The organism is Nocardia macrotermitis (genome assembly GCF_009604405.1).
GTDB classification, from domain to species: Bacteria; Actinomycetota; Actinomycetes; order Mycobacteriales; family Mycobacteriaceae; genus Nocardia; species Nocardia macrotermitis.
The window spans coordinates 559,259-574,365 of sequence record NZ_WEGK01000004.1; the positions used below are offsets into that span (position 1 = coordinate 559,259).

General features: G+C 68.1%; 14 protein-coding genes. 5 read left to right on the forward strand and 9 right to left on the reverse strand.

The features are described 5' to 3' along the window. Nucleotides 1–15: 15 nt before the first annotated feature. The 5 genes from NRB20_RS12560 to NRB20_RS12580 all read right to left on the reverse strand — a co-directional run bounded on the left by NRB20_RS12560 (nt 16) and on the right by NRB20_RS12580 (nt 5,537). Nucleotides 16–1,035 carry a hypothetical protein gene (locus tag NRB20_RS12560; RefSeq protein ID WP_153410197.1) on the reverse strand — a complete coding sequence of 340 codons (1,020 nt, stop codon included), beginning with the start codon at nt 1,033–1,035 and terminating at the stop codon, nt 16–18. A gap of 223 nt (nt 1,036–1,258) precedes the next feature. Next, nucleotides 1,259–1,771: an ImmA/IrrE family metallo-endopeptidase gene (locus tag NRB20_RS12565; protein WP_153410198.1), complete on the reverse strand. Its 513-nt coding sequence runs from the start codon at nt 1,769–1,771 to the stop codon at nt 1,259–1,261. A gap of 11 nt (nt 1,772–1,782) precedes the next feature. Beyond that, nucleotides 1,783–3,390: a hypothetical protein gene (locus NRB20_RS12570; protein WP_153410199.1), complete on the reverse strand. Its 1,608-nt coding sequence runs from the start codon at nt 3,388–3,390 to the stop codon at nt 1,783–1,785. Nucleotides 3,391–3,776: 386 nt separating this feature from the next. After that, a complete protein-coding gene (locus NRB20_RS12575; RefSeq protein WP_153410200.1) occupies nt 3,777–4,691 on the reverse strand; it encodes an SDR family oxidoreductase in 915 nt (304 codons plus the stop codon). Between the two features lie 57 nt (nt 4,692–4,748). Further along, entirely contained in the window at nt 4,749–5,537 is a 789-nt protein-coding gene (locus NRB20_RS12580) for an SDR family oxidoreductase (RefSeq protein WP_319944837.1), read from the reverse strand. Nucleotides 5,538–5,592: 55 nt separating this feature from the next. On the opposite strand from NRB20_RS12580, the gene NRB20_RS12585 reads away from it, so the two are divergent. From NRB20_RS12585 to NRB20_RS12600, 4 genes are read left to right on the forward strand one after another with little or no spacing between them, the layout of a single operon-like run. Beyond that, the gene (locus NRB20_RS12585) at nt 5,593–6,357 is read left to right on the forward strand and encodes an enoyl-CoA hydratase family protein (protein ID WP_153410201.1); all 765 of its coding nucleotides are present in this window, start codon (nt 5,593–5,595) and stop codon (nt 6,355–6,357) included. A gap of 6 nt (nt 6,358–6,363) precedes the next feature. Beyond that, nucleotides 6,364–7,239: a CoA transferase subunit A gene (locus NRB20_RS12590; RefSeq protein WP_153410202.1), complete on the forward strand. Its 876-nt coding sequence runs from the start codon at nt 6,364–6,366 to the stop codon at nt 7,237–7,239. Next, nucleotides 7,239–7,997 carry a CoA-transferase subunit beta gene (locus NRB20_RS12595; protein WP_153410203.1) on the forward strand — a complete coding sequence of 253 codons (759 nt, stop codon included), beginning with the start codon at nt 7,239–7,241 and terminating at the stop codon, nt 7,995–7,997. The genes NRB20_RS12590 and NRB20_RS12595 overlap by 1 nt, the downstream gene beginning before the upstream one ends. Further along, nucleotides 7,994–9,079, forward strand: coding sequence for an NAD(P)H-dependent flavin oxidoreductase (locus NRB20_RS12600; protein WP_319944816.1), 1,086 nt, complete (start codon nt 7,994–7,996; stop codon nt 9,077–9,079). The genes NRB20_RS12595 and NRB20_RS12600 overlap by 4 nt, the downstream gene beginning before the upstream one ends. A gap of 266 nt (nt 9,080–9,345) precedes the next feature. On the opposite strand, the gene NRB20_RS12605 is transcribed toward NRB20_RS12600, so the two are convergent. The 4 genes from NRB20_RS12605 to NRB20_RS12620 form a co-directional block, all read right to left on the reverse strand. Beyond that, nucleotides 9,346–11,307 carry a molybdopterin-containing oxidoreductase family protein gene (locus NRB20_RS12605; protein WP_319944817.1) on the reverse strand — a complete coding sequence of 654 codons (1,962 nt, stop codon included), beginning with the start codon at nt 11,305–11,307 and terminating at the stop codon, nt 9,346–9,348. Between the two features lie 402 nt (nt 11,308–11,709). Next, nucleotides 11,710–12,861: an acetyl-CoA C-acetyltransferase gene (locus NRB20_RS12610; RefSeq protein WP_153410359.1), complete on the reverse strand. Its 1,152-nt coding sequence runs from the start codon at nt 12,859–12,861 to the stop codon at nt 11,710–11,712. 42 nt (nt 12,862–12,903) lie between these two features. Next, complete coding sequence (locus NRB20_RS12615) at nt 12,904–13,572, reverse strand: TetR/AcrR family transcriptional regulator (protein WP_153410204.1); 669 nt, start codon at nt 13,570–13,572, stop codon at nt 12,904–12,906. A gap of 25 nt (nt 13,573–13,597) precedes the next feature. Then, nucleotides 13,598–14,329: a hypothetical protein gene (locus NRB20_RS12620; RefSeq protein ID WP_153410205.1), complete on the reverse strand. Its 732-nt coding sequence runs from the start codon at nt 14,327–14,329 to the stop codon at nt 13,598–13,600. 182 nt (nt 14,330–14,511) lie between these two features. On the opposite strand from NRB20_RS12620, the gene NRB20_RS12625 reads away from it, so the two are divergent. After that, nucleotides 14,512–15,090: a hypothetical protein gene (locus tag NRB20_RS12625; RefSeq protein ID WP_153410206.1), complete on the forward strand. Its 579-nt coding sequence runs from the start codon at nt 14,512–14,514 to the stop codon at nt 15,088–15,090. The last annotated feature ends 17 nt before the right edge of the window (nt 15,091–15,107 follow it).

The following is a 15,107-nucleotide window of genomic DNA, read 5'->3' on the forward strand; positions in this document are numbered from 1 at the left end:
TTCGCGCCGGAATTTTCAGGCGCGGCGCGAGAGTGCCGGATGCCCCGGTTCGGCGTCGAACGCGCGCGCGATCGCCTGCACCCAGCCACGCGGGCTCAGGCCCTGCGGCGGCGCGATCCAGCGGGCATCGACCACCACATCGCCGAGCGGGTTGTGCGCCCAGCGCGCGACGAGTTGAGCGCGGCGGTCGGTCGAGCCCGGCGGTGGCCCCGCGGCGGCCAGTTCGACGCCGCCGCCGGATTGCAGGTACAGCGCGTCCAGGATCTGCGCGACGTGGTCCGACGCCTTGAGCTGCGTCGTCGAACCGGTCTGATCGTGCGCGACGACCTCCGGAAAACGCTTGGTCATGGTGTGGTGCAGCGGCCGGATCTGCCGCAGCAGCACCCGCGCCCGCACCCACAACTCGATGACGATCCACACCGCGCCCACCGCGATCAGCAGGCTGCCGAGCTGCCAGATCGGCCAGTACCAGCCGGGTTCCGAGGGCCGCGCGGGCGGCTCGCCGATCGCCAACCGCCGCACCGACAATGCCGCGAGCACGCCGACCACGACGGTGCCGAAGGTGTAGAGCGCGATACCGCGGCCCAGCGCGGTCCAGTCCAGATTCCGCAGACCCGTCACGGCGATGAACCCGCAGCCCAGCAGGGTCACCACCCAGCCGAACAGCACCGACCAGGCCACCGTGAGCGCGATCGCGATCAGGCCGGCGCCGTAGATCGCCAACGCGATCTGCCGCAGGTTCTGCCGCGACACCACCGGCCACGCCGCCGCCGCGACCACCGAGGTCGCGACGGTGAACAGCAGCCAGGCCGCCGCGGTCACCCGATCGCCGAACATCATGCCGTTGATCCCGTGCGGCACCAGATTGTCCAGCGCCACAGCGATTTCCGGCACCGACACGGTCGCCGCGGCGGCCACCGAGGCCACCGCGACCACGATCGCCACCCGCGCGGTGGTCGCCGGTTTCACCAGCACCCGGCCCACCCGGGCGCCGGCCGCCATCCAGATCAACAACGCGGTCAACCAGAAAGTCATGCCGCCACCCCTCGCGAATATCCTTGCGCCCCTGCATAATCGGCTGTCTCACTGATGCCGGGCAACGTCGGCCCGAGGCGCGCCACGCCACCGAACTCGCCTCGGCTCATCCGGCGCATGCCGGTATCGGCCGACACCCTGGCCGTGCGTTCTGTCCATCCGAGGTGCGAGCCGACACGAACCACGTTGTCGCCCGGCCCGATCCGGAGCGGGATGGGCGCGCTCATCCGAGGGCCTCGTCGAAACGGAGTACCGAGACGCCCGCGCCGCGGTTGTGGAATACGCGCAGGCGGGTCATCAGCATGTTGGCGAAGGTTTCGGCTTCCCATTCGGCCTGTTCGTCCTCGCCGTCCTCGACGATCTGCTGATGTGCGCGCTGGCTGAGCATGTACGCGATCAGGTCGTCGCTGGCCTCGAGGGTGACCTCGGTGGCCATCTCGCCGGGATGGTCGAAGATGATGTGCCCCAACTCGTGCGCGAGGGTGTGCTCGCGGCTCGGCAGCGCCGAGGCCAGCACGATGACGTCCCGGTCCGGATAACTCCGCCGCTGACCGCACACACCGGGACCCAACTGGGCGTCGGCGATCTCGATGGGGCGGCGACGTTCGGCGGAGACGGCCAGGACCACCTCGTCCAGGTCGGTGGCGTCGAAATCGGCGGCCACCGCGCAGACCGCATCGACTGCCGCTGCCACGCGACGATACGAACGGCTGCTCTGTGCGCGACTCTCGGTCATGACCTCACCCCCTACCGGAAGAATTCCGCGCGCGCGGCGTCGATGCGTGCCTGGGCGGCCGACGCGCTCTGGAAGCTGATCGCGCCGGACGCGGCCGCGGCCAGCGCCATGGCGACCAGGCCGCCGAGCACGGTGAGCACCTCGGGCTTGGGCAGACCGGAGTTCGCCGAGGTCGGACGCACATCCGGATTCGGCTGCGCCTGCGGCGCGGGTGCCGACGGCGCGGCGTGCGGGGCGGCGGCGTGCGGGGCGGCCGGAGCCGGAGCGGGGGCCGGTGCGTGCGCGGGCACGGCGGGTACGGCAGGTGCGGCGACGGCCGGAGCCGGGGCTGCGGGAGCCGCGCCACCGGGGGCCGCGGGCGCGGGCGGGATAGCCAGCGGCGCGGAGGGGGCGGGCGGTGTCGGCGGCGGTTGCAACAGCAGCAGGAGCAGCAGCGGGGAGGCTGCGGCGGCGGAACCGAGTGCGGCCGAACCGGTCAGTGCCGAACCGGTTCCGGCGAGTCCGGCGAGTGCGGAACCCGTTGCGGCGGAACCTGTTCCGAGGATCGCGGCCAGTACCGGACCGACCGCCGAACCCGTGCCGAGCAGCGCGGCACCTGCCGCGGAACCGGTGCCGAGCAGCGCAGCGCCGGTACCGACCGCAGCGGTACCGACTGCGGCGGAGCCTGTTCCGAGCAAAGCGGCGAGCAGTGCGGTGGCGGCGGAACCGGTGCCCAGCAGTGCCGCGCCGGTACCGGCGGCAGCGGAACCCGCTGCGGCGGAACCGGTTACACCGAGCCCTGCGGCTGCGGCGGCAGCGGCGGAACCGGTTCCCGCGAGGGCCGAACCGGTCCCCGCGGCGGCCGAGCCGACGGCCGCCGAACCTGTTCCGGCCAATGCCACCGCAGGGCCCGCCGCAGCGGAACCGACTGCGGCCGAACCTGTTCCGAGCAGGCCCAGCAGACCGGCCAGACCTTCGATTCCGGCGGCCGGAGTGGGCTTCACGGGCAGACCCGGACGTGCGTGCGCGGGCGTGATGCGCTGCGGCGACTGTTGTTCCTGGACCGACGTGTCCGATGTGGACCGGCCCGGAATCCTCAGGGGAATGCCGTGCTCGGGATCCACCGGAGTGTCCGAGCGCGCCACGTTGCCCGGCTTCACCGAACTGTTCGGCTTCGCGGGGTTGGTCGGTGTGATCGGACTGCCGGGCTTCAACGCGTTGCCTGGTGCAATCGGGGTTCCCGGCTTCACCTGGTTGCCCGGCGCGATCGGTGTTCCGGGCTTCACCGGATTGCTCGGCGCGACGGTATTACCCGGCGCGATCGGATTCCCGAGCTGCAATGGACTGCCCGGCGCGACCGCGCTACCCGGCCGCACCGGATTACTCGGCGTGATCCGGGTCCCAGGCCGCACCGCGTTCCCGGGCTCGACCGGGTTGTTCGGAATGATCGGACCGCCCGGCCGCAACGGGTTGCTCTGCGGCTGCTGCTTACCCGGTTTCGCCTGGTTGGTAGGGGTTGCCGGACTGCACTGGAGACAGGGCGGGGTGGGCTGCGCCTGGGCGGCGAACGCGCCCAGCAGCGCGTAACCGGCAGCCATGCCGGTCACTGTCAGGACGCGCAGAGTGCGACCTATGGCCATGCGCTTGCCTTCCCCTTCATCATGTTCAGCGCAGATCTGTACCCCGTCGCGTGCTCACCCGGGATTTGAACGATGCCGATCATCATAACTGCGGGTTGTTTGCTCGCGCAGCGGGATCATGTGAGACATCCCACTCGTAGCGGGCAGCCCACATGCTCTCGCGGCCGTATCACGCACCGAATCGCAAAGGCCCTGGCAGGCGGCCCGTCCCGGCGGCGTGGAGCAGCCGGGCGGGCCGGTGACCCACCGGGTCATCGCAACTCGCACAGGGATATTCGGCGCGGTGAGGTGTCCGGATCGTTGCCGGGGGAAGGTTCCGGCGCGTCGCACGATCCGGGCCACGCGTGTCGTCCCAGGTCACCCGGACCCGGGACGTGACGCGGGATTCACGCTCCGTACACGGCCTCCGGTGGCGTCGCTCCGGCAATCAGCTCGCGTACCGCCGCGCCGACCTCGGCGGGCTCCCAGCGCGCGCCGCGATCGACCGGAACGCCGTGCCGCCAGCCGTCCGCGAGCGCGACCTTACCACCCTCGACCTCGAACATCCGTCCGGTCACCCCGGCGGAATCGGCGCTGCCCAGCCACACCAGCAGCGGTGAGACGTTCTCCGGGGCCATGGCGTCGAAGCCGTCGTCGGGGCGGGCCATCATGTCCGCGAACACGGTTTCGGTCATCCGGGTGCGGGCCGAGGGGGCGATCGCGTTGACGGTGACGCCGTACCGTCCGAATTCGGCCGACGCGGTGATGGTAAGCGCGGCGATACCGGCCTTGGCCGCGGCGTAGTTGCCCTGTCCGACGCTGCCTTGCAGGCCCGCGCCCGAACTGGTGTTGATGATGCGCGCGTCCACGGTGTTCCCGGCCTTCGCCTCACCGCGCCAGTACTCCGCGGCGTGCCGCATGGTCGCGAAGTGGCCCTTCAGATGCACCCGCACGACCGCGTCCCACTCCTGCTCGGAGAGGTTCACCAGCATCCGGTCCCGCACGATACCGGCGTTGTTGACCAGCACGTCCAGCCCGCCGAAGGTCTCCACGGCCTGCGTGATCAGGCGTTTCGCGCCCGCCCAGTCGGCGACGTCGTCACCGTTGACCACGGCCTTGCCGCCGAGTTCGAGGATCTCCTGCACCACCTGCGCGGCCGGGGAATCGGTGCGCGGGGTGCCGTCGAGTTCCGCGCCGATGTCGTTGACCACCACATTGGCCCCGGCCGCGGCGAAGGCCAGCGCGTGCGCCCGGCCCAGGCCGCCACCGGCTCCGGTCACGATGACGGTGCGTCCGGCGCAGAGCTTGTTCTCCTCAGCCATGTTCTTCTGCTCTCATTTCCCTTGTGGTGCTGTGCATTTCAGTGCGGGCGCGAAATTTCAGTGCGGCGCGGCGGCGGTCTCGTTGACGGTCGCGGCATCCAGGAAGGCCGGACGCTCGCCGCCGCCGTGCGCGAGCAGCGTGCCGCCGGTGACATAGGAGGCCAGCGGCGAGGACAGGAACAGCGCGCAGCGGCCGATCTCCTCGGGGGCGGCCAGCCGTCCGAGCGGCACGGTCGCGCCGACCGCGTCGATGCCGTCCTGATCGCCGTAGTGCAGATGGCTGCTCTCGGTGTGGACCATGCCCACGATCACCGAATTGATCCGTACCTTCGGGGCCCATTCGATGGCCAGCGAGGAGACCAGACTGTCGATCCCGGCCTTGGCCGCGCCGTACGCCGCGCTGCCGGGTGAGGGCCGGTGCCCGCTCACGCTGGAGACCATCACGATCGAACCGCCGGTCTCCTGCGTCTGCATCACCGCGTTCGCGGCCTGCGAAACCAGCAGTGGAGCAAGCAGATTCAGCTCGACGATCTTCGAGTGGAAGTTCTTGCTGGCGGTGGCGGCGGGCGCGAACGGCGCGCCCCCGGCGTTGTTGACCACGTGGTCCAGGCGGCCGTAGCGGGCCACGATCGCATCGACGAGCGCGGTGACCGCGTCACCGTCGCGCACATCGCAGGGCAGGTATTCGGCCGTGCGGCCCGAACTCTCGACCGGGGCGTCGCCGGGACGCCGCGCGCAGGTCACCACGGTTGCCCCGGCGTCCAGGAAGACCCGGCTGATACCGGCCCCCACACCCCGCACGCCGCCCGTCACGAGAACTACGGATCCGGACAGGTCCACTTCGATTGCCACCGTGCTAACCTACCAAGCACTTGCTTGTTTTGCCAACGATGGGACTGAGATGGGGATCAACCGTCACACCGAAACCGAGGGCGTCGAGGTCGTCACCGTCGACTACCCGCCGGTCAATGCCCTGCCCTCGGACGGGTGGTTCGCCCTGGCCGACGCCATCCGCGAGGCCGGGCGCGCGCCGCAGACCCGGGTGGTGGTGTTGCGCGCGGAGGGCCGCGGCTTCAACGCGGGCGTGGACATCAAGGAGATGAACGCCGATTCCGGGCACACCGCGCTGATCCGCGCCAACCACGGCTGCTTCGAGGCGTTCGCGGCCGTGTACGACTGCGAGGTCCCCGTCGTCACCGCCGTCAACGGTTTCTGCCTCGGCGGCGGCATCGGCCTGGTCGGCAATTCCGATGTCATCGTCGCCTCCGACGACGCCACCTTCGGCCTGCCCGAGGTGGATCGCGGAGCCCTCGGCGCGGCCACCCATCTCGCGCGCCTGGTCCCGCAGCATCTGATGCGGACGATGTTCTTCACCGCGGGCAAGCTCACCGCGCAGCAGCTGCACCACTTCGGGTCGGTGTACAAGGTGGTGCCGCGAGCCGAACTCGACGCCGCCGCAATGGAAGTCGCGAAGAACATCGCGAACAAGGACGGCCGGGTCATCCGGGCGGCCAAGAAGGCGCTGAACGGGATCGATGTGCAGGATGTGCACCGCTCCTACCGGTTCGAGCAGGGTTTCACCATGGAGTTGAACCTGGCGGGCGTGGCCGACGAGATCCGGGCGCGGTTCGACGACGACCTAGCCGCCCAGAAGAAGGAGAAGTAGAAAGCCATGCGCGACAAGCGAACAACTCTCGACGCGGCCGTCGGCGAGCTGCGCAGCGGGATGACCATCGGCATCGGCGGCTGGGGCTCGCGGCGCAAGCCGATGGCCTTCGTGCGGGCGCTGTTGCGTTCGGACGTCACCGATCTCACCGTCGTCACCTACGGCGGTCCGGATCTGGGCCTGCTGTGTTCGGCGGGCAAGGTGCGAAAGGCGTACTACGGCTTCGTATCCCTGGATTCCGCGCCGTTCTACGATCCGTGGTTCGCCAAGGCCCGCACCGAGGGTGCGATCACCGTGCGCGAAATGGACGAGGGCATGGTGAAATCCGGATTGCAGGCCGCGGCGGCGCGACTGCCGTTCCTGCCGGTGCGGGCCGGATTGGGTTCCGCCGTCATCGATTTCTGGGAAGGCGAGCTGAAAACCGTTGTCTCGCCGTACCTCACGGACGGTAAGGCCGAGACGCTCGTCGCCATGCCCGCGCTGAATCTGGACGCGGCGTTCGTGCATCTGGATCTGGGCGACCAGCACGGCAACGCCGCGTACACCGGCGTCGACCCGTACATGGACGATCTCTACACCTTGGCCGCCGAGAAACGCTACCTGTCGGTGGACCGGCTGGTGGAGACCGAGGAACTGGTGAAATCCGTTCCGCAGCAGGCACTCATCCTCAACCGCATGATGGTCGACGGTGTGGTCGAGGCGCCCGGCGGCGCGCACTTCACCTTCTCCGGGAGTTACCGGCGGGACGAGAAGTTCCAGCGGCACTACGTCGAGGCCGCCAAGACGCCCGAGTCGTGGGCCGAGTTCAAGGCCCGCTATCTGGACGTGTCCGAGGACGAATACCAGGCCGCCGTCAAGGCTTTCGGCGAGGAGCAGCAGTAATGACAGAAGTAACCACCATCACTCGGGCCGAGATCTGCGTGATCGCCGCGGCCGAGATCTTCCGTGGCGCAGGCGAAATCATGGCCTCGCCGATGTCCACCATCACCACCATCGGGGCGCGGCTCGCGCGGCTGACCTTCGAACCGGACCTGCTGCTGTCCGACGGTGAGGCGCTGTTCTTCGCCGAGGTGCCGCCGATCGGCGGGAAAGCGCCTGTGGAGGGCTGGATTCCGTTCTCCAAGGTGTTCGACGTGGTGAATTCCGGTCGCCGCCACGTGGTCATGGGCGCGAACCAGATCGACCGCCACGGCAACCAGAACCTGTCCGCGTTCGGGCCGCTGCAACAGCCGACGCGGCAGATGTTCGGCGTGCGCGGGGCTCCGGGCAATACGATCAACCATCCGACCAGCTATTTCGTGCCCCGGCACAGCAAGCGGGTGTTCTGCGACACCGTTGACATCGTGTCCGGAATCGGTTACGACAAGGTCGATTCCGAGAATCCGGCGTACCGGTTCCACCACCTGCACCGGGTGGTGTCGAATCTGGGCGTGTTCGACTTCGGCGGTCCGGACCACACGTTGCACGCGCTGTCGCTGCATCCGGGCGTGAGTGCCGACGAGGTCGCGGAGAACACCTCGTTCGAGGTCGCGGGTCTGGCCGAGGCGGGCGAATCCCGGCTGCCCACCGACGAGGAACTGAATATCATCCGGAATGTCCTGGATCCCAAGGGTATTCGCGAGAAGGAGGTCACCTCGTGACCCAACGCCTGCGGACCGCTCTGACCGAGCTGGCCGGTATCGAACATCCGATCGTGCAGACCGGGATGGGCTGGGTGGCCGGCCCGAGCCTGGTCGCGGGCACCGCCAACGCGGGCGGGCTGGGCATCCTGGCCTCGGCGACGATGACCCTCGCCGAACTCGAGGAGGCCATCGCCAAGACGAAGGCCAAGACGGACAAGCCTTTCGGGGTCAACATCCGCGCCGACGCCACCGACGCGCCGGACCGGATCGAGCTGATGATCCGCGAGGGCGTCAAGGTCGCGTCGTTCGCGCTCGCGCCCAAGAAGGAACTCATCGCGCGGCTGAAGGACAACGGCGTGGTGGTCGTGCCGTCGATCGGCGCGGCCAAGCACGCGGTGAAGGTCGCCTCCTGGGGCGCGGACGCGGTGATCGTGCAGGGCGGCGAGGGTGGTGGCCACACCGGCCCGGTCGCCACCACGCTGCTGCTGCCCTCGGTGCTGGACGCGGTCGATATTCCGGTGATCGCGGGCGGCGGCTTCTTCGACGGTCGCGGACTGGCGGCGGCGCTGTCCTACGGCGCGGCGGGCGTCGCGATGGGCACCCGGTTCCTGCTCACCCAGGACAGCAGCGTGCCCGATTCGGTGAAGCAGGAGTATCTGCGGCGCGGACTTGCGGACACGGTCGTCTCCCGCAAGGTGGACGGTATGCCACACCGGGTGCTCAACACCGATCTCGTTGACCGACTGGAACATTCGGGCAGTTGGCGTGGTCTGACCGCCGCGGTCGCCAATGCCGCGAAGTTCAAGTCGATGACCGGGATGAAGTGGTCCACGATCGTGCGCGACGGCCTGACCATGCGTAAGCAGAAGGACCTCACCTGGTCCCAGGTCATCATGGCGGCCAATACCCCCATGCTGCTCAAAGCCGGTCTGGTGGAAGGCAATACGCACGCCGGCGTGCTGGCCGCGGGTCAGGTCACCGGCATCATCGAGGATCTGCCCACGGTGGCCGATCTGATCGACCGCATCGTCGACGAGGCCGTCGCCCGCATCGACGCCCTCGCCGAGCTGCGCGCGGAAAGCAGCACCCCCACAACATGATCGGTTCCCGAGCCGATCACCGCAGGCCGCCCCGACCACCTCTCACGGGGCGGCCTGCGCTTCGCTCGGATTCGCGGCTGGCTCGATGCGCAAGCGGCACCCTCGCCCACCGCACCGCCGAGACCCCTCGCCCGGCGGCTGCGGCAGAACGTCCGGCCGCGCGTCGTGCGTGAGACCGGTGAGGGTTCGCGATACAGACGGCATGACACGGCAGAATTCATCGGCCGTTTCGAGCGGATCCCCACGGCACCGAGCGAGACGTGGACTCAGCGCGGGGTGATCTCGACCCGGTTGTCGTGGAATACCGCGCCGCCCGCGAAGTCCGAATCACGTTCGGCGATGGTCGCATTCACGGTGGCACCGTTGGTGAACTTGGCCCAGCGGCCCTTGGTGGTGGCCGCTACGCCGGGGCGGACGCGGTCGGAGACCTCGGCGATCGCTTCGAAGGAGCCGCGGGCGTTGGCGACCAGAACCGGTGTGCCCTCGGCGATGTCACGTGCGGCAGCGTCGTCGGGGTGGATGGTGATGCGGGATTCACCGGTGCGGCGGCGCAATTCCGGGTTCGAGCCGAAGGTGGTGTTCAGGAAATAGTGTGGCGCGGCGGATATCAGGATCAGGCCGGTGCCAGGGTCGCCCGGCGGGGTGTAGCCGGGGAGCGGATCGTGTCCGGCGCGTTCGGCGAGCGGGGAGATGAAGTTGATCTTCTCGATCGGCACCGGACGCGGCTCGATCTTGAGGAAACCTTCCGTGCGTAATCGGTCGATGTCGTAGCCCCGCAACACGGTTCGCAGCAGGTCCTCGTCCGATTCGTACAGCGCGGGTTCGGTCAGTCCCATCCGGCGCGCGAGTCTGCGAAACGTCTCGGTCGTGGACAGGCATTCGCCCGGCGGCTCGACCGCCTTCTCGTTCCACGCCAGATACAGATTCCCGTATGCCGCAACGAAATCCGTGTGTTCGGGTTGCATGGTCGAGGGCAGCACGATATCGGCGTAGTCGACGGTGTCAGTCGGAAAGTGTTCCAGCACAACGGTGAACAGATCCTCGCGGGAGAGCCCCTCGATCACCGCGCGCTGTTCGGGATTGGAACCCACCGGATTGGCCGCGATCACGAACAACGCCTTGACCGGCGGATCGGACGCCTCGAGCAGCCCCGCCCCCACCCGCGTCTGCGACAACGTGCGCACCGGATTCGGCAGCAGATCGAATCGCGCCAGACTCGGCACGTCGAGCTGGTAGTGCCCCGATGTCGAATAGTGCAGTCCCCCACCACGAATCGCCCAATCACCGGTCACCGCGGGCAGACACGCCATGGTACGCAGCGCCATCCCGCCACCGGCATGCCGCTGGATCCCCTGCGAGGCCCGGATCGCGGTCGGCCGCGTGCGCGCGATCCGCTCCCCGAGTTCGACGATCCGCTCGACCGGCAGCCCCGTGATACCCGCCACCCGATCCGGCGTGAATTCCATTATGCGACTGCGAAATTCGTACCACCCGACGGTTTTCTCGGCGAGATATCCGGCATCGTGCGCACCCCTGGTCACGATGACGTTCATCAACCCGAGCGCCAACGCCGCATCGGTCCCGGGCAGCGGCGCGAGATGCTCATCGCACCGTTCGGCGGTCCGGCTGCGCACCGGATCGATCGCGACCGTATAGGCCCCGCTGTCCTGGATGAACTTCCAGATGTGATGCCCCGAGGTCAACGGATTGGTCCCCCACAGCAACACCAGCCCCGAATGCGCGAAATCCTCCGGATCCATTCCCCCCGCCGTCCCCAGCGTGTATTTCAACCCCGCCGACCCGGCCGCCGAACAAATCGTCGGATCATGCAGCGATGCCCCCAGCACATTGAAGAACCGCCGCACCGGAAACCCCTCGGTCCCCTGGATGTACCCCAGATTCCCGGTCCCCGGAAACGGCCAGATCGCCTCTCCCCCATACTCTTCCACAATCCCACCCAACCGCTCGGCGATCTCCCCCAACGCCTCGTCCCACTCGATCCGCTCGAACCGCCCCTCCCCCTTGCGCCCCACCCGCCGCATCGGATACCGAATCCGATCCGCCGCATTCACCTGCTCCAGATACCGATTCACCTTCACGCACAACGCCCCCCGCGTCACCGGATGCGCCTTGGCGCCCCGCATCCCCACCGCAACCCCGCCCTCGACGGTCACTTCCCAGGAGCACCCATCAGGACAATCCAACGCACAAGCCCCGAACACCTTCACCCATCGATCGTATCCCCACCCCACCGACCACCCACCGCCCCGAACCACCCCACCTTCAACATCACCCCAGCTCGAGACCGCAATCCCCGCATTACATTCCCACTGATCGCCGCATCCGCGAGCCCTGGCCCATCGACTTCGCCACTCCAGGAGCGGCAATATTCGAACGTTCCGAAATATAGTTCGGACTATTCGATGGAACGAACCGTCATGAAGACCCGCCGTCGCCGTCGCACCCCACCCGAAACCGTGGATCAGGTATTCCGAAAGCTGATCGACCGCTACTCGATGTTCGAAGCGGTTCAGCTGATGCGCTGCGTACGCTGGCTGCTGCACCGAAAGCAATTCCACCGCGGGCGGAAGCGCCGAGGGGTTGCGAACGCCCCTCGGCCACAACCGAATTCAGCTCAAACGCTCGATGATGGTCACGTTGGCCGTGCCGCCGCCCTCGCAGATGGTGAGCAGACCGTAGCGGCCGTTGACTCGTTCGAGTTCGTTCAGCAGTGAGGCGAACAGTTTGGCGCCGGTGGCGCCGAGGGGGTGGCCGAGGGCGATCGCGCCGCCGTTGACGTTGACCTTGTCGGGGTCGGCGCCGGTTTCCTTCAGCCAGGCCAGCACGACCGAGGCGAAGGCCTCGTTGATCTCGATGACGTCGATGTCCTCGATGCTCAGGCCGGTTTTCTCCAGTGCCCACTTGGTGGCGGGGATGGGGGCGGTGAGCATGTAGATCGGGTCCGCGCCGCGGGCGCTGACGTGGTGGATGCGGGCGCGGGGGGTCAGGCCGTATTCGGCGACGGCCCAGTCCGAGGCGAGCAGGGTCGCACTCGCGCCGTCGGAGATCTGGCTGGCGACCGCGGCGGTGAGGCGGCTGCCCTCGCTCAGCGGTTTGAGCCCGGCCATCTTCTCCAGGGTGGTCTCGCGCGGGCCCTCATCGATCCAGAAGTCACCCACCGGCACGATCTCGCGGTCGAATGTGCCCTCCGCGATGGCTTTTCGCGCCCGCTCGTGGCTGCGCAGCGCCCAACGCTCCATATCCTCGCGGCTGATGTCCCACTTCTCGGCGATCAACTGCGCGCCGTTGAACTGCGACACCTCACCGGTGCCGTAGCGGTGGTCCCAGCCCTGCGCACCGACGAACGGCGAATCGAACCCGTACTCCTTACCGGCGAGCATGGCCGCGGAGATCGGGATCGCGCTCATGTTCTGCACACCGCCCGCGACGATGACCTCGGCGGTACCGCTCATGATGGCCTGCGCGCCGAAGTTGATCGCCTGCTGACTCGAACCGCACTGCCGGTCCACCGTGACGCCCGGCACATGCTCGGGGTACCCGGCGGTCAACCACATTGTGCGCCCGATGTTTCCGGCCTGCGGCCCGATATTGTCCACGCAACCGACGATCACGTCGTCCACCACGGCGGGATCGATCGTGTTGCGCCCCAACAGACCTCGCAGGGCCGCGGCGCCGAGATCGGCCGGGTGCACACCCGCTAGCGAGCCGCCGCGCTTACCGACCGGTGTGCGCACGGCGTCGACGACGTACGCCTCCCGCAAGGGCGAGTACTGGCGACGGGAAGGTGCTGACATGGGTGACTCCTACTTACCTTGCTGGACTGTGGATTTCGCGCCGGGGTCGGTGAGACCGTCCAGCACGATGGTCAGGTACTGCTTGGCCAGGTTGTCCACGGTGATGCGGCCGCCGGGTTTGTACCAGCGCACGGACACCCAGACGGTGTCGCGCAGAAAGCGAAGGGCCAGTTCGGTATCGAGCTCGGGCCGGAAACTGCCGTCGCCGACGCCCTTGTCGAGCACCCGCCGCCACAGCTCGCGGAACTCCCGGTTGTACTCGTCGATGTAATCGAAACGCGGTGTGCCACTGAGCCTTTTGGCCTCGGCCTGATAGATCGCGACGGCGGCGTGCGAGCGGTCGAAGGATTCGAAGGACGCGATGACCAATGCCTCGAGCGTGTCGCGGGCGGGCAGCCCGGCCGCGTCGATCTCCCGGTACCGCCCGAACAGGTCGTCGAGGAATCCGCGCAGGATCTCGTCGACCATGGATTCCTTGGAATCGAAGTGATGGTAGAGACTGCCGGACAGGATTCCGGCGGCGTCGGCGATATCGCGGACCGTGGTCGCACGCAGCCCGCGCTCGGCGAACAGACCTGCCGCGATGGCGAGCAGTTCGGTGCGACGTGCGGATTTGGTGGCGTCGGGTGCGGGCACTCCGCCATAGTACAACCAAGCATTTGCTTGGTCCAACGGCATCGGCGGCGACGCGACGCCCGACGGTTCAGCGCACCGAATACCGCAGCGGCGAGGACACCGACAGATCCGCGAGCAACCGATCACAGATCGCCACCGGTGACACCCCCGCCCGCGCCATCCGCGCGACCAGCGCCAATCGCCGTTCGCAACTGTCCCATTCGACGGTCAGCGGCCCCCGCCCCGGCCCCGCGTCGACCGTCGCCAGCACCCGCGGCGGCCCGCTCGCGGCCGGTTCCTCGATCAGTTTCAACACCATCCCCCGCTGCCAGGCGCGATAGGTGTCCATATCCGCGCCGTCCACCAATTTGTCCGTGGCCGCGCACAATCCCTCCGCGATCCCGTCGGCGAAGGCCACCCGGTCGTAACTGAATCGGCGGCACCGCCGCACCACCGCGAGCAGATCCGACCGCACCTCGCACAGCAGCGAGGTGCGCCGACGCCGCCGTAGATCGTCATCGGACTCCTGGTCCCCCGGCGCGGTCAGCAGCCCGATCCGCGCCGCCCGCGCCCGATCCCGAGCCATATCGGCCCGCAACGCACACCGCGGATCGCGTGCGACCTCGTCCTCATCCACCGCATACTCCTCGAGAATCTGTGCGGCGCGCGCCGCGACGACAGCATCCGATTCGTGATCGAGAAGTTCCGCACCCAGCGCCAACGCGGCCATCACCTTGCCGTCCAGCCGTCTTCGAGCCAGTACCACTTCGCGCACCAGCTCTAGTTCCAGCTTTTCGTTGTCACGGTGGTCCGGACCCATGGGCCGTGGTCCCTTCGAAAAATTTCCACCGAACCGGCCTACCTCAGGATCGCACAGTCCGGGGTGGTCGGCGCCAGCGATTTTTCGAACGCCCGGAGTTCGCTGTCTTCGCCGGGCGGGGGGTCGCGCGCGGAACTCGGTTCGGTTCCGGGGCTGGATCTGGCAGACTTTCAGGAGATCTCGTGCGGGTGGGAGGGGTGGGGGTTGTGCAGGCTCGATCCGATGGTGGTGAATTCGGTGACGTCGTCATCGAGCACACCGAATCCAGCGTGGCGACCTGGCTCGAGTCGGATGCGTCGAGGGTGTTCCGGATCGAACGCAGTGGTCCGAGGACACGGAAGAACGTTCCGATCGGAACCCGGGACGGGAATTTCCTGACCGCCGATCTGGGCGGTGAACCGGTGACGATCAGGCCCGGCAGCGGGCGGATCGTGCGGAGAAGCTATCGGGTGATGCTCGAATTCGGTTCCAGGACAACGAGTCTCAGCCCGAAGGATCTGACGACGTGCAGGGTCCTCAACGGGCATCCCCGCGAGATCGAAAACGAATTCGCGCTACTCACCGCCTACCGGGACGGCAGCGTCGGGCTCGAATGGGCGTATCCCGTGCGCATCCCCATCATGCGACGGACGATCACCCCGCCGGAACCGGAGGCCGACGACATCCTCATCGGCTGCGGCGCGGCGGCCGCGTTCGGAACCGGATCACTCTCGCTGACCTCGATCGTGATGGGCCTCGTCTCGTCCGTATTCCCCACCTGAGCACGGGAATCCCGAAG

What these genes read in the sequence shown, in the direction of transcription:
- NRB20_RS12560 (WP_153410197.1), bottom strand. Translation starts at nt 1,035, where the DNA reads ATGACTTTCTGGTTGACCGCGTTGTTGATCTGGATGGCGGCCGGCGCC.
- NRB20_RS12565 (WP_153410198.1), bottom strand. Translation starts at nt 1,771, where the DNA reads ATGACCGAGAGTCGCGCACAGAGCAGCCGTTCGTATCGTCGCGTGGCA.
- NRB20_RS12570 (WP_153410199.1), bottom strand. Translation starts at nt 3,390, where the DNA reads ATGGCCATAGGTCGCACTCTGCGCGTCCTGACAGTGACCGGCATGGCT.
- NRB20_RS12575 (WP_153410200.1), bottom strand. Translation starts at nt 4,691, where the DNA reads ATGGCTGAGGAGAACAAGCTCTGCGCCGGACGCACCGTCATCGTGACC.
- NRB20_RS12585 (WP_153410201.1), top strand. Translation starts at nt 5,593, where the DNA reads ATGGGGATCAACCGTCACACCGAAACCGAGGGCGTCGAGGTCGTCACC.
- NRB20_RS12590 (WP_153410202.1), top strand. Translation starts at nt 6,364, where the DNA reads ATGCGCGACAAGCGAACAACTCTCGACGCGGCCGTCGGCGAGCTGCGC.
- NRB20_RS12595 (WP_153410203.1), top strand. Translation starts at nt 7,239, where the DNA reads ATGACAGAAGTAACCACCATCACTCGGGCCGAGATCTGCGTGATCGCC.
- NRB20_RS12615 (WP_153410204.1), bottom strand. Translation starts at nt 13,572, where the DNA reads ATGCCGTTGGACCAAGCAAATGCTTGGTTGTACTATGGCGGAGTGCCC.
- NRB20_RS12620 (WP_153410205.1), bottom strand. Translation starts at nt 14,329, where the DNA reads ATGGGTCCGGACCACCGTGACAACGAAAAGCTGGAACTAGAGCTGGTG.